This window comes from Streptomyces sp. NPDC055966 (genome assembly GCF_042269865.1).
GTDB lineage: Bacteria > Actinomycetota > Actinomycetes > Streptomycetales > Streptomycetaceae > Streptomyces.
The window spans coordinates 26251-38602 of the sequence record NZ_JBHJYK010000027.1 but is presented as its reverse complement, the minus strand read 5'-3'; the positions used below and the strand labels follow the sequence as shown (position 1 = coordinate 38602).

Here is a 12352-nt window from a genome sequence, read left to right as displayed (position 1 = left end):
CGGAGCCGCCACAGCCGGGTATGGTCAGGGGGGCAAGGTCGCCGTGCGATCGTCGTGGCGCGTGAACAGCTGAATCACGTCGGACGGCGGGCGTCATGCCCGCCTTCGGATTCCCAGACCGCCTCCCGCATCGAGTCCGAGTCGGCCTCGTCCTCTGCCATGGCCCGGAAGCTTTCGGCCTCATGCATCAGGCCGCTCGCCGTGAGGTTCCGTGACGGGTCGGTGGCCGTGACCATGAGCCGGGCCGCGGTGGCCGGGTCTGTCTCCGGTGGAATCACCAGCAGGTCCCAGCGGCCGAAGGTGTAGGACAGCAGCAACAACTCGTGCGGGTCCTGCCCGGCGTTGGACCAGCCGACGCGCACCATGTGGCCGTGCGCGGGCACTTCTCCTGGAATGACCGGCCAGAACGTGCGGCTCACCGCTACCCGGGTGATCCGCCCCCACAGCGGGTCGAGACATTCGACGAGCGCCGGGAGCTGCTCCGTCAGGTTGCGCGAACGGGGCCACCAGGCACCGTCGATCAGGGCCGGAGGGGCGCCGGCCCGCGCCAGGGTGAGTCGAAGCGGTGACGAAGAAGGAGCCCGGCCTTCGACTGCGGGTGTGAACGGAATGGTCGCGGTCATGGCGCGGACCCAACCCCGGGCCGGTCACGGCCGGCCCGGTTGTCGTGAATCGCCGAGAACGACGTCAGCGTTGAAGCCGGTGTACGAGATGCTCTCGGTAATCACCAGGATACTCCTCGCCGAGGCCCGGCGGACTGATGGAGAGCGATGGGCTGAACGGAACACGAGGAACACCTCCCATGTAACACAGCCGAGGAGTGCCGGGCCAGGGCAGCCGAGGAGTGCTGGGCCAGGGCATGCGGGCCGTCGGGCGTGAGACCGGTCCGGCAACCGGCATACGTCATGCCCCGGCACCCGCAGCGCGCCCCCGCCGGTATCGACAGCCACTTCACGGAGTGCGGCGTCGCCTCCTCAACCGCCCCGGCGTGTGCGGAGTACCGTGGACAACACCGAGGGCATTTCGCACACCGGCTTCCACGACGGGTCGTTCTCGGCGAGAGATGAAACCCGGGCCGCCGCGAAGGCGGCCCGGGGACGGGTCCGCATCATGTCGGCGACCTTGCACCAACCCCTGCCACACCACGAGCCCGCCGCAGCCCCGGCCGCACGTCTCGCCCTGAAGGCCGACGGCACGTCGCGCGGCCTCCTGGACGGTGCCTGGTGGCCCCGCTCCCGAGACCTGCTGAGCGAGCTGCCCGCACTGACCGAAGTCCTGGACGCCTTGTGGGGCCGCATCACCCGCATCGCCGTCAACCCGAAGTCCTGGCCGGTCATCCCGCACGAGATTCCCGTGGGCGGTCATGTCGTCAAGGTCGGCTGGTTCACCCCGGAGATCGACCCGCACAAGCTGCTGCTGCTCTCCTACGGCACCGGTCGCTGGGATCTGCTGGTCATCCCGCCCGAGACCGGAGCGGAGTCGGCGGCCCGCCTGATGGCGGCCGCGTCCGACTGCGACGGTCCGCCGCTGACCGCAAGCGCTCTCATCGGCGCGGACGAGACCCGGCGCGCAGTCTCCGCTGCCGACCGACCACTCGAACCGGACGAGGCAGGGAAGTACGAGGGCAGCCCCTCCTCTGCGGCCGTTCCGGCACAGACCGGTCGCGTCAGTCGCCTGATCATCGGCATGTGAGACAGTCGCCATGAACACCTTCCTGACGACCGGCAGCCTCCTGGTCCTCATCGCAGCGGCGGCAATCGTGATCCACCGGCTCGACATCGAGCACGCGGAAAGGATCGCCTTGCACCGGTACAGTCGCGCCCTGCCCGGCGGCCCGCGCCACGGCACCGACGGGGCACGTCCCCCTGCAGGACCACCACTGTCCAAGTCGCCGGCCGTCGACGAACGACGTGACCACCGTGACGGGGGCCGGGGCCGCTTCCCACCGCGCCGCCGCCGCGACCGCACCACTCACCACGGGTGACGAGGCGATGTCCCCGGCCCCGCGCACCGACCGTCGGCGCGGCCCGTACCGACGGGTTTCGGACCTGCCTCACGAACCGGCGCAGGCACGTGCAGGGATCTTGACCGGCGGGTCCCCGCCCCACGTGGTCCTCGTACCGAGGAGCAGCACATGCAAGCCCTGATCGTTCCCATCGTCCTGATCTGCCTGCTGGCCGTCCTGGGCCTCGCCCTGTCCGTGAAGGTCGTCAAGCAGTACGAGAAGGGAGTGCTGTTCCGCTTCGGCCGACTCGTCGGAACGCGCTCCCCGGGGCTGCGGTTCATCATCCCGTTCGTCGACGCCCTGCACCGGGTGTCGCTGCGGGTCGTCACCATGCCGATCCAGTCCCAGGGCATCATCACCCGGGACAACGTGAGCGTGGACGTGTCGGCGGTCGCCTACTTCCGGGTCGTCGACGCCGTGAAGTCGGTCGTCGCCGTCGAGAACGTCAACGCGGCGATCAACCAGATCGCCCAGACGACCCTGCGGAAGGTCGTCGGCCGGCACACGCTCGACGAGACGCTGTCGGAGACGGACCGTATCAACCTGGACATCCGCCAGATCCTCGACGTCACCACCGTCGACTGGGGTGTGCAGGTCACGCTGGTCGAGCTCAAGGACATCCAGCTGCCCGACACCATGAAGCGCGCCATGGCCCGCCAGGCCGAGGCCGAGCGGGAGAAGCGAGCGAAGATCATCAACGCGGAGGGCGAGTCCCTGGCCGCAGCCGCGCTCGGCGACGCCTCGGACACCATGATGGCCCACCCCCTGGCGCTTCAACTGCGCAATCTCCAGAGCCTGGTGGAGATCGGCGTCGACCAGAACACCACCGTCGTCTTCCCGGCCCCCCTCATGAGCACGATCGGCGAGCTCGGCTCCTTCCTCGCCCGGGAAACCGCTGCCGCCGCACCCGCCGCGGCAGCGCCACCGGCCGGCACCGGCCGCACCGACAAGTCCCTCAGCCCGGCCGACAACGCGCCCGGCACCGCGGCGTGACCCGACTACGGCCCGAGCGATCCGTGCCGCCAGGGCGGACTCGTGGCCGACGTCTGTCGCGCGCGTCCTCCGGGCATCGGCTGATGATGGGAGTACAGCCGAACACGCGGAGCTGATCATGACGGGTTGGCGGGTCAGGGACTATACCCAGGACGATCTCGAAGCCCTGATCCGAGTCGACATGGAGAGCAGCACGACCGAGGAGCCGCCGCTCTTCCCGCTCTCGGACGCCGTGACGGCCCTCCAGGCCCGCCACCCGGCTGTGGTGGCCACGGCCGACGACGTGCTGATCGGCGCCGCGGTGAGCAGGGTGGAGGGCGAACGGGCATGGATCCTGCGCATCTGCATGGCGCCCACCTGGCGGCAGCGCGGGCTGGGCAGTGCCCTGATCACTGCCCTTGAGCAACGGCTTTTCGCCGCCGGCGTCCGGGCGGTGCACGCCGTCCTTCCCGAGGGCGAGACCGGTGCCACCGCCCTGCGCAACTGCGACTTCGGCGCCCGCCCCGGGCTGGTCTTCTTCGAAAAGCGCGGGCCGGTGACCCCGCAGTCGGCCGGCACGCTGTCCTCGCTCGGAGCGGAGCTGCCGGCAGGGGGACTGTGGCAGAAGGTCGCGGGCATGCAGCGGGAGAAGCAGCTCATCGAGCGGCGCCTGGTCCTGCCGCTGGCCCATCCCGAACTGGCCGCCCAGCACGGAGTGGAACTGCCACGGGCGGTGATGCTGTTCGGCCCGCCCGGGACCGGCAAGAGCACGTTCGCGCACGCGATCGCCAGCCGCCTGGGATGGCCCTTCCTCGAACTGTTCCCCGCCCGTCTGGCCGCCGAGTACGGCCTGGCGACCGGGCTGAACCGGCGCTTCGACGAGATCGCCCGGCTCGACCACGTCCTCGTCTTCATCGACGAGGTCGAGGAGATCGCCGGCGAACGCGGCGGCGCGGACGCGACCGCTGTCGGCGTCGTCAACGAACTGCTCAAGGCGATCGTCCGGTTCCGAAGCCAGGACGGACGGCTGCTCGTGTGTGCCACGAACAACGTGACCACGCTCGACTCCGCGTTCCTGCGGCACGGCCGCTTCGACTACGTGCTGCCGATCGGCCCTCCCGACCACACCGCCAGAACCGCACTGTGGGAGAGCTACCTGGCCCGAGCGGGCGCGCGGGCCGACAGCGCGGTACTCGCGTCCGCCAGCGAGGGGTTCACCCCCGCCGACATCGCCCACGCGGCGCGAACCGTCTCCCAGGCCCAGTTCGAGCGCACCTTCGACACCGGAACCCGGACCACCCCCACCACCGACGACTACCTGGACACGATCCGCGACACCAAGCCCACGGTCAGCTCCGCCATGGCTCAGGAATTCGCCCAGCAAACGGAAAAGTACGCCCGCATCTAGCGTCCAGGCCGATGGGGAGTCGATCTGCGACGGACGTGTCAGGCCGGCGCAGGAGGCATGCCGCCGGCCGTATCGATGAGGATCTGTTTGGCCTCGGTGACGTTGTCGGCCCGTACGGCCCTGGCCATCGCGGCGCGTGCCGCGTCGGGCGACGTGTCCGGAGGGACCAGCATCAGGGAGAAATGGTCCCGGTCGCCCCGGGTGATGAGGACGGTGTCGTCACCCACCGGGAAGGAATCGATGTGGACGACTCGGCCGTCGATCATCACCCGGGTCGGCAGTTCGTCCCAGGCGCTGCCGTCCAGACCGACCCGGTTGACAGGTCCGAGGTGCTCGGTCAACGCGGAGATCAGCGAGGGGAGTTCGGCGCCGATGTCCCGGGACCGCGGCCACCATGCGCCGTCCAGGATTCCCTCGCGTGCGTGTGTCGTCTCCAGCCGCAGCAGGGCCGTCCCGGGTTTCACCGACCGGTGAACGGCATCCGGCAGGAGCCTGGGAAGGTCGGGGGTGTCGGAGTCGGCCATGGTGTCCGCCCGTCCGCAGAGAACAGTGCGACCGCAGGGCGTGCGACCGCGATACGGCCCTGCTACCTCACGGTACTCCGCACCACACGCCCGCGAGCGCTTCGCCCCAGGGCACCGTGACGGAAACAGGTAACGGCTCCGGCGTATACCCGCCGGAGCCGCCCTTCCGGGTCATTGCACGTGAGCGTGCGCCGACCCGCTTTCCACGTTACGCCAAAGGGACTAACCCGGCATGAACACTACTTGCGAAGGTTCACCTCGGTCCGAGAAGCCGACGCGGCGGCTCAGCCACGCCCTTCCTCTTCTGTCTCCATCTGCCGGATCCCCTGGTGCGTCAGCGTGATCATCGCGGGCGTGTTGCCCCTCCCCCAGTCCACGACGACCCAACCTTCACCTGCCAGGTACATACAGGCAGCGGCCATGTCCTGCTCAGGGATACCAAGGTCGGTGCGGAGCTGCGCCCCATCGACGCCCAGGAGCCGATTGCCTTCGGCGGCTTGGTACAGAGCCTGCATGATCCTCTCGCGGTACGTCTTCCGGTCTCGCAATATCGCCATGACGCGCCTTCCTCTACTGCCCACGGTCGGGCCGAAGTCGATGTCATCCGCAGTCGCCGTCGCGGTGGGGCTCGTCGGAACGGTGGCGTCCACCGCCGACCGACGGTGCCTGCGGGGCCGACGCCCGATCCCCGGCAGAACATCGCTGTAGTGGAAGGCAGCGATCCGTTCGTCGTGCTGAGCATTGAGCTGGTGGATCAGAACGACTCCGACGGCGATCAGAAGGAGCAGCACGGCCACCGCGATGACAGTCATGGCTCTCTCACCTCCGCCGACCGGCGGGCGAAGGCCCTGTCGAGCCGACGGGCCGGGGCAGGAACGACGGTCGACCCGCTCCCCCGTCGGTCTCCCACGCCTCTTCCCTGATCCGGGCATCGATCCTGTCTGCTGCTTCCCCCCGGGCCGAGGCAGGGATGCCGTCGCCCGCCATCAGCTGCGCGGCGGCATCCGCACCGGTCTCCGGCGGAATCACCAGGACGTCCCGGCGGCCATCGGCGGAGAAGAAGGTCAGTCTGTGCGGATCCTGCTCCTCGGTGGACCAGCCCACGTGCACCGTACGCCCGGCGACGGACACCCGACACGGGATGACGGGCCAGTGGGCAGGGTTCACCGCGATACGCGTGATGCGACCCCAGAGATCGCCCAGGGCAGCTGTCAAGGGTGGCAGCTCACGGGTGAGGGCACGGGAGCGAGGCCACCACGTGCCGTCCAGCCCGCCCGGCGCGGGCGTCAGCGACAGCCGAGCCGACTGCGGCGGCGCGCGCCTGCTAGATGTCGTACGGTCAATGGTCACGGGCATGGCGCGGACCTGTCCCCGGGCTCGTGGGTGCGGCCCGGCGTTGTCGATCACCGGAAACGGCACCCGCGGCGGAGCCGGTACGCGAAGAACTCCCGGTCCCTTCACACTACTCCGCTCACCGGCCCGAAAGCTGAGGGCGACCAGGTATTTTCCTGCCTTCGGAGCCTGGTCGCCGGTGCCCGGTACCGGGCCGGTCAGAGCCAGTCCTTTCGCCTGAACGTCACATACAGCAGTGCGGACAGGACCACGATGACGGCGGCGGAGGTGATGAATCCGGACTGGCGGCCGAAACCGGGATAGGGAAGGTTCTGGCCGTAGTAGCCGGTGATCGCGGTGGGTACGGCGATGATCGCGGCCCAGCTCGTCACCTTCTTCATGATCAGGTTCATGCGATTGGCCTGGACCGAGAGGTTCGTCTCCATGACCGAGGCCACCAGGTCCCGCAGTGATTCCGTCCATTCGGTGGCACGCAGCACGTGGTCGTAGACGTCCTGGTAGTACGGAACGAGGGGGTCGGTGATCACGTGCAGGCCGGGACGCATGAGTCCGTTGACCACCTCACGCATCGGGAGCACGACGCGGCGCAACCGGACGAGCGATTTGCGCAGTGCGAAAACCCGGCGCTGCACAGCTTCGATCTCGCGGCGCCCGGCCGCGAAGAGCAGACCCTCCAGTGCCTCGATACTGTCGTCCAGTTGCTGGACAGCAGCGAAGTGCCCGTCCACGAGATGGTCGAGTAGGCCGTGCAACAGGAATCCGACACCGTGGCCGGCCAGGTCCGGGCTCTCGTCCCAGCGGGCGACGACGTCCTCGATGTCGAGGCCGTCGTCCTTGCGGACGGTGATCAATGCCTGACTGGTGAGGAATACGGCGATCTCGCTGTATGACAGTTCCGCACCGTCCGGGCTGACGGTCACGGCATAGGCGCTGAGGAACTCGTGGGTGCGATAGCGGTCGAGTTTCGGCCGCTGCCCACGCTGTGCGGCATCCTCCAGAGCCAGTTCGTGGATGCCGAACTCCTGGCCGAGCATGGTGAATTCGGCAGGCCCGGGCCGGTACAGGTCCAGCCACAGGACCGACGCCGGATCGGCGAGATGCGCGGCGACGTCACTGGCGGGAAAGTCCTCCAGGACGAGAGTGCCGTCGTGATACAGCCGGGTGTGCGTCACCATGGCCCGAGGCTAGTGTCTTACACCCTGATCGTGCCGCTTCGCCCCAATTGCCAGCGCGGCAGCTTCATCGACAGCGGCCACCCTCAGGGGGAAGACCTTACGCCGAGCGCCGTCCGCAGACTCAGACCGACGAGCACCGGGCTGCCGGGCCGAAGGCGGGGATGCGGATACCCGGCTGCCGACTCGCATCCGGCATACGCCGCCCTCTCGGTCGGGGCCCGACAGCCGGGAAGGACACATCGGCAACACGACCGCGCATACCCCGCCCCGTCGCCCGCCTCTGCGCGGGGGCGGCAGCGGTTTCGCCCGCCTGTCCAAGAAGATCACCGAGGCCGGCCTCATGAACCGGCGCCCCGGCGACTACACCGTCCGGTCCATCGCCTACACCGGCGGCTGGAGAGCGTTCGCCGTCATCGGCGCCGGCTGGTGGACCCTGGCGGTCGCCGCGTTCCTCGCCGTGATGTTCGGGCAAGTGGCTCTGCTCGCCCACGACGTCGCGCACCGCCAGGTCTTCCGCCGGCGCCGGCCCAGCGAGACGGCCGACCGCATCGCCGGGCCGCGATCGGGATGGGCTACGGATGGTGGCAGGACAAACACACCCGCCACCACGCCGACCCCAACCATGAGGACCTCGACCCCGACATCGCCCCGGACCTGCTGGTGTGGTCCCAGGACCAGGCCCGCGCCGCGACCGGACTGCCGAGGATCATCGGCCGTCGGCAGGCGTTCCTCTTCTTTCCCCTGCTCCTGCCCGAAGGGGTCAACCTTCATGTATCCAGCGCGCGAGCACTGGGCAACCGCACCCTGAAGAACCGCGCCCTGGACGGCACGCTGCTCTACGGGCACACCGCCGCCTACCTGACCACAGTGTTCCTCGTCCTCCCACCCGGCATGGCGATCGCGTTCCTGGCCGTCCACCAGTGCCTGTTCGGCCTGTACCTCGGTTGTCTGTTCGCCCCCAACCACAAGGGCATGCCGATCCTGACCGGCAAGGACCGCCCCGACTTCCTGCGCCGCCAGGTCCTCACCGCACGCAACGTACGCGGCAGCTGGTTCACCGACCTCGCCCTGGGCGGCCTGAACCACCAGATCGAACACCACCTGTTCCCCAGCATGCCCAGCCCGCACCTGCGCAGGGCCCGGCCCATCGTCCGCCGCTACTGCCAGGACTTGGGAGTCGACTGTCTGGAAACCGGACTGATCGCCTCCTACCGGCAAGCACTCGCCAGTCTCCACCGAGCAGGAGCGCCACTGCGGCGAGCCCGTATCAGCAGCGCCCGAGCATGACGCACCGGCGCCGGCGGTAGATAATCTCGCCGCCCTGTCTGAACCAGGAGGCAATTCCGTCGAACCGCTTGCATGAATCGGCAGCTGTAACGCATCCAGATGCCCTTGCCGTACTCCAGCACCTTGTCCCGGTGCCCGGCTGAAGTGATCCGGTGAGACCCAGCTGCTGGAACAGCCCCGTCGGCTTCCCGGCGCGGCTGCGTCGTCTTACGGCTCCCCTCCCAGATGGGCGCAATCGCAAATCCAGCGTCCCGCGAGCATCGCGGGAGCACGCACTGTGTGCGGAGCCGAACGCGGTCATGCGCGCAAGCACAGTCGAGATCACGGCGAAGCCCCGCCGGAGCGCTCCGGCGGGGCTTCGTCTCATGGCTCCGAGCAGAAGCCCCGTCGCGGGATGGTTCCCGGAAGGGCTTCACTGCTTCGCCCTCTCTCACACCGCTGTCACGAACTGAGCGGACACCCGCGAACCATAGGGACCTGACCTGCAATCTTGTGCTCGCCAGTCGGTGGCCTGCTGCTTCGAGGGCCTGGCGGGCCTCGCCGGTGGAGTAGGCGGTATCACCGAATGCGTCCACCGGCCCGTCTTCTGCGGCGAGCAGGTCCACGCCGACGGTGGCCTCGTGGTGCTCGGGCCCGACGCCGGGAGTGAGGGCCACAGCGGTGTATAACGCGGTCTCCGGCTCGATGGCCAGGTGGGCTTTGTATCCGTCCTGCTGGTGGGTGCGGGTCTTGTGGATGTGCCGGGATTCGGCATCGGCGGTGGAGACTGTCCGGTCGTAGGCGGTGCCGCAGGTGATGCGCCAGCGTCCGTCACGGCCGTCGGAGTCCTCGGCCGGTTCCACGTCCTGTCCGGCGACCAGGGCCAGCAGGCCCACCGCGTTCGCGGCTTTCTCACCGAGCTGCTGGTCCGGCAGATGCCCCAGCAGCCTGAGCGCGTCACCGACCAGGGCGTCGACGAGATCAGCACGGGCCTGTTCGTCGTTCCAGGCGATGCGGGGTTTGCCGGGGTCGCTGTAGTCATGTGCGGTGCACTGCACGGCTGCCACCTGGTCGGCGCCGGGGACCTCGCGGATGACCGCGCGGACGGCGGCGACGAGCTGTGTGACGGTGTCCTGAGTGGCGACCGCGTCGTCCAAAACGGTGGAGTCCAGCGCTCGCCGGTGCTTGCCCTTGAGCACACCGGTGGCCTTCACGACCTCCCGCACCGCCTCGAACACCCGGTTCGGCCGGGCAGAACGGGAAAGGCGGCGGCGGAAGTAGGCCAGCAGCGACGGGTCGAACGCCATGTCGTGCAGACCGAGCCCGCACGCGGCCTTCCACCGCAGGTCACACCGCAGTTCCTGGACCGTCTCGAAGTCCGACAGCCCGTGCAGGGCCTGCAGCGTGACCGCCGCGGCCAGGACCTGCGGCGGCATGCTCGGCCGCCCGTTCGCCGAGGGGTACATGTCCACGAACATCTCCGCCGGGAACAGCGCACCACGATGCTCGGCCAGAAACGCGAACACACTCCCGACCGGGATCAACTCCCGACAGGTCTCCCACACATCCGGCCCGACCGTCTCCCCGGCCCATTCCCCCATCACCACGAAACGAGTCTGGCCCCGCCGCTCACGCGGCGGCGCCAGAACCCCAAGATCTTCACGAGCCTTCTAGGCGGGCATTTCTTGTCGCTCGGCATCGCGGATGGCGCGAGCGGCGTTGATGAGACCGATGTGGCTGAAGGCTTGGGGGAAGTTGCCGAGGGCCTCTGCTGTGGTGGAGTCGGTCTCCTCGGCCAGCAGGCCGAGGTCGTTGGCGTGTGCGAGGGCGGTTTGGAAGGCGTGTCGTGCACGGGCGGTGTGGCCGGTGAGGGCGAGGGCTTGGGCAAGCCAGAAGGTACACAGCAGGAAGGTGCCTTCTTCCTCCTGTAGTTCGTCCGTGAGGTAGCGGCGGACCAGGCCGTTGTGGTCGGTCAGTTGGGTGGCGATGGCCAGCACGGTGGACTGGATGCGGGGGTCGTGTGGTGGCAGGAAGCCGACGATGGGCAGCATCAGTGCGGAGGCGTCGAGGTCGTCAGTGTCGAATGCCTGGGTGAAGGCGCCCAGGTCGGGGTTCCAGCCGCGTTGTTCGATGGCTTGGCGGATCTGGTCGCGCTCGTGCTGCCAGTGGGGCAGGCGTTCGTCGGCCTGGAGGGCAGGAGCCATGCTGATGGCGCGGTCCAGGGCGACCCAGCACATCAGTTTCGAGTGGAGGAAGTGTCTACTGGGTCCGCGTCTTTCCCAGATGCCTTGATCCGGTTGCGTCCACCGCTGGGCGGCTGTCTCGGCTGCCTGGAGCAGGAAGGTACGGGTGGCTGGGTCGAGAGGCTCATCGGGCGGAAGGGTCTGGGCGGCGGCGTCGAGGAGTTCGCCGTAGACGTCGAGTTGGCGTTGTCGCCAGGCGTCGTTGCCGATCCGGACGGGGCTGCTGTTGCGCCAGCCGGTCAGGTGAGGCAGGGGCCGCTCGCTCAGGTCACGTTCTCCGCCGATGCCGTACATGATCTGCAGGTCGGCGCCGCGGTCGAGTTGGGTTGCCGCGGCTCGGGCGAGGAAGCCGAAGAAGCGGTTCTTCTCCTTCTCGCAGGCGGCCGTGGCCAGTGCCTGAATGGTGAAGCTGGCGTCGCGGACCCATGTGTAGCGGTAGTCCCAGTTGCGCGTTCCGCCCGTCTTCTCGGGCAGAGAGGTGGTGGCCGCGGCGACGATGGCCCCGGTGGGTGCGAAGGTCAGGGCCCGTAGCACGCGTCCACTGTGGCTCACTTCGTCCTGCCAGGGGCCGACGTAGCCGCGGTGGAGCTTGGACCAGGAGCGCCAGCCTTTGACGGTGTCGGACATGCGACGCCGGATCCGTCCCGTCCGCCAGGCCGCCGACTCCGTTTCCCATGCCGTCCCGACGTGCAGGGCGAATCCGAGGCGGTGTCCCGCCGTGAGCGGGATTCGGCCGTGGGCCGTGGAGCCGCTCATCCGCAGGTCGACAGGGCTGGACAACAGCAGAACATGGGCGCCCCCGTACGCCGCAAGCCCACCTGGCACGGCTGAGAGGAGTGGGTGGACGAGTCCGAACTCCGGGCGCGGCGCGTAGGCGATCTCGATGTCCACCCGCCCTTCGGTGCAGGTGATCTGCCGCAGCAGCATTCCGGGGGAAGCGGTGCCGAGCGCGTGACCGCGTTCGCGCCGTCCCAGGGCAAGGGCATCCCGCAGGACCGCAGTGCCCCCGGTCGTACGGAAGACCGTCTCCAGAACGAGGGTGTCCTCGACGTAACGGCGGCTGATGTCGACCGAGCCGGTGACAGGGCGGATGGACCAGTGGCCGGCGTCTTCGTCGAGGAGCCGGGCGAAGATCGCCGGGCTGTCGAACCTTGGCACGCACAGCCAGTCCACCGAGCCGTCGGAGGTCACCAGCGCGGCCGAGCGGCAGTCGGACAGCAGGGCGTGGTCACCGATCGGTCGCGCACTCATGCGTCGCAGCCCGTCCACCTCGGGCCGGACGCGGCCCGGCCGGGACGACGTGAGCAGTCGCCCGCGCCGCAGGTCTCTCCAGGTGCCTGACGGGTGACATGGATCCCAGCCTCCCTGAACAGCGGATTCACCTCCAGCCAATCAGCACGATCGGT

At 68.9% G+C, this 12352-nt stretch carries 10 protein-coding genes and 2 pseudogenes; 5 read left to right on the top strand and 7 right to left on the bottom strand.

Translation table 11 applies throughout. The features are described from left to right. Nucleotides 1–74 precede the first annotated feature (74 nt). Nucleotides 75–623 carry a DUF5994 family protein gene (locus tag ACFC8N_RS40570; protein ID WP_376294349.1) on the bottom strand — a complete coding sequence of 183 codons (549 nt, stop codon included), beginning with the start codon at nucleotides 621–623 and terminating at the stop codon, nucleotides 75–77. A 379-nt stretch (nucleotides 624–1002) separates the two neighbouring features. On the opposite strand from ACFC8N_RS40570, the gene ACFC8N_RS40565 reads away from it, so the two are divergent. From ACFC8N_RS40565 to ACFC8N_RS40550, 4 genes are all read left to right on the top strand, one after another. Beyond that, nucleotides 1003–1692, top strand: coding sequence for a DUF5994 family protein (locus ACFC8N_RS40565; protein ID WP_376294346.1), 690 nt, complete (start codon nucleotides 1003–1005; stop codon nucleotides 1690–1692). Between the two features lie 10 nt (nucleotides 1693–1702). After that, nucleotides 1703–1984, top strand: coding sequence for a hypothetical protein (locus ACFC8N_RS40560; protein WP_376294345.1), 282 nt, complete (start codon nucleotides 1703–1705; stop codon nucleotides 1982–1984). A gap of 150 nt (nucleotides 1985–2134) precedes the next feature. Then, nucleotides 2135–2998 (top strand): slipin family protein, encoded by an 864-nt coding sequence (locus tag ACFC8N_RS40555; protein WP_376294342.1) that lies wholly within the window; start codon nucleotides 2135–2137, stop codon nucleotides 2996–2998. A gap of 118 nt (nucleotides 2999–3116) precedes the next feature. Next, a complete protein-coding gene (locus ACFC8N_RS40550; protein WP_376294340.1) occupies nucleotides 3117–4385 on the top strand; it encodes an ATP-binding protein in 1269 nt (422 codons plus the stop codon). A gap of 38 nt (nucleotides 4386–4423) precedes the next feature. On the opposite strand, the gene ACFC8N_RS40545 is transcribed toward ACFC8N_RS40550, so the two are convergent. The 4 genes from ACFC8N_RS40545 to ACFC8N_RS40530 form a co-directional block, all read right to left on the bottom strand. Further along, nucleotides 4424–4909, bottom strand: coding sequence for a DUF5994 family protein (locus tag ACFC8N_RS40545; RefSeq protein WP_376294338.1), 486 nt, complete (start codon nucleotides 4907–4909; stop codon nucleotides 4424–4426). 284 nt (nucleotides 4910–5193) lie between these two features. Continuing rightward, nucleotides 5194–5721 (bottom strand): hypothetical protein, encoded by a 528-nt coding sequence (locus ACFC8N_RS40540; RefSeq protein ID WP_376294335.1) that lies wholly within the window; start codon nucleotides 5719–5721, stop codon nucleotides 5194–5196. A 7-nt stretch (nucleotides 5722–5728) separates the two neighbouring features. Next, the gene (locus ACFC8N_RS40535; protein WP_376294333.1) at nucleotides 5729–6265 is read right to left on the bottom strand and encodes a DUF5994 family protein; all 537 of its coding nucleotides are present in this window, start codon (nucleotides 6263–6265) and stop codon (nucleotides 5729–5731) included. Nucleotides 6266–6459: 194 nt separating this feature from the next. Beyond that, nucleotides 6460–7437, bottom strand: coding sequence for a magnesium transporter CorA family protein (locus tag ACFC8N_RS40530; RefSeq protein ID WP_376294332.1), 978 nt, complete (start codon nucleotides 7435–7437; stop codon nucleotides 6460–6462). Between the two features lie 238 nt (nucleotides 7438–7675). Here ACFC8N_RS40530 and ACFC8N_RS40525 point away from each other — a divergent pair. Beyond that, nucleotides 7676–8724, top strand: a pseudogene (locus ACFC8N_RS40525) (fatty acid desaturase family protein). Between the two features lie 506 nt (nucleotides 8725–9230). On the opposite strand, the pseudogene ACFC8N_RS40520 reads toward ACFC8N_RS40525, so the two are convergent. Together ACFC8N_RS40520 and ACFC8N_RS40515 are read right to left on the bottom strand one after the other, a co-directional pair. Next, nucleotides 9231–10304, bottom strand: a pseudogene (locus tag ACFC8N_RS40520) (transposase); the annotation flags it as partial. A gap of 69 nt (nucleotides 10305–10373) precedes the next feature. Then, a complete protein-coding gene (locus tag ACFC8N_RS40515) occupies nucleotides 10374–12197 on the bottom strand; it encodes a glycoside hydrolase family 15 protein (protein ID WP_376294329.1) in 1824 nt (607 codons plus the stop codon). Nucleotides 12198–12352: the final 155 nt, after the last annotated feature.

Excerpts from the sequence above, each read along its gene's own strand:
- ACFC8N_RS40570 (WP_376294349.1), bottom strand. The coding sequence starts at position 623 with ATGACCGCGACCATTCCGTTCACACCCGCAGTCGAAGGCCGGGCTCCT.
- ACFC8N_RS40560 (WP_376294345.1), top strand. The coding sequence starts at position 1,703 with ATGAACACCTTCCTGACGACCGGCAGCCTCCTGGTCCTCATCGCAGCG.
- ACFC8N_RS40555 (WP_376294342.1), top strand. The coding sequence starts at position 2,135 with ATGCAAGCCCTGATCGTTCCCATCGTCCTGATCTGCCTGCTGGCCGTC.
- ACFC8N_RS40550 (WP_376294340.1), top strand. The coding sequence starts at position 3,117 with ATGACGGGTTGGCGGGTCAGGGACTATACCCAGGACGATCTCGAAGCC.
- ACFC8N_RS40545 (WP_376294338.1), bottom strand. The coding sequence starts at position 4,909 with ATGGCCGACTCCGACACCCCCGACCTTCCCAGGCTCCTGCCGGATGCC.
- ACFC8N_RS40540 (WP_376294335.1), bottom strand. The coding sequence starts at position 5,721 with ATGACTGTCATCGCGGTGGCCGTGCTGCTCCTTCTGATCGCCGTCGGA.
- ACFC8N_RS40535 (WP_376294333.1), bottom strand. The coding sequence starts at position 6,265 with ATGCCCGTGACCATTGACCGTACGACATCTAGCAGGCGCGCGCCGCCG.
- ACFC8N_RS40530 (WP_376294332.1), bottom strand. The coding sequence starts at position 7,437 with ATGGTGACGCACACCCGGCTGTATCACGACGGCACTCTCGTCCTGGAG.
- ACFC8N_RS40515 (WP_376294329.1), bottom strand. The coding sequence starts at position 12,197 with ATGAGTGCGCGACCGATCGGTGACCACGCCCTGCTGTCCGACTGCCGC.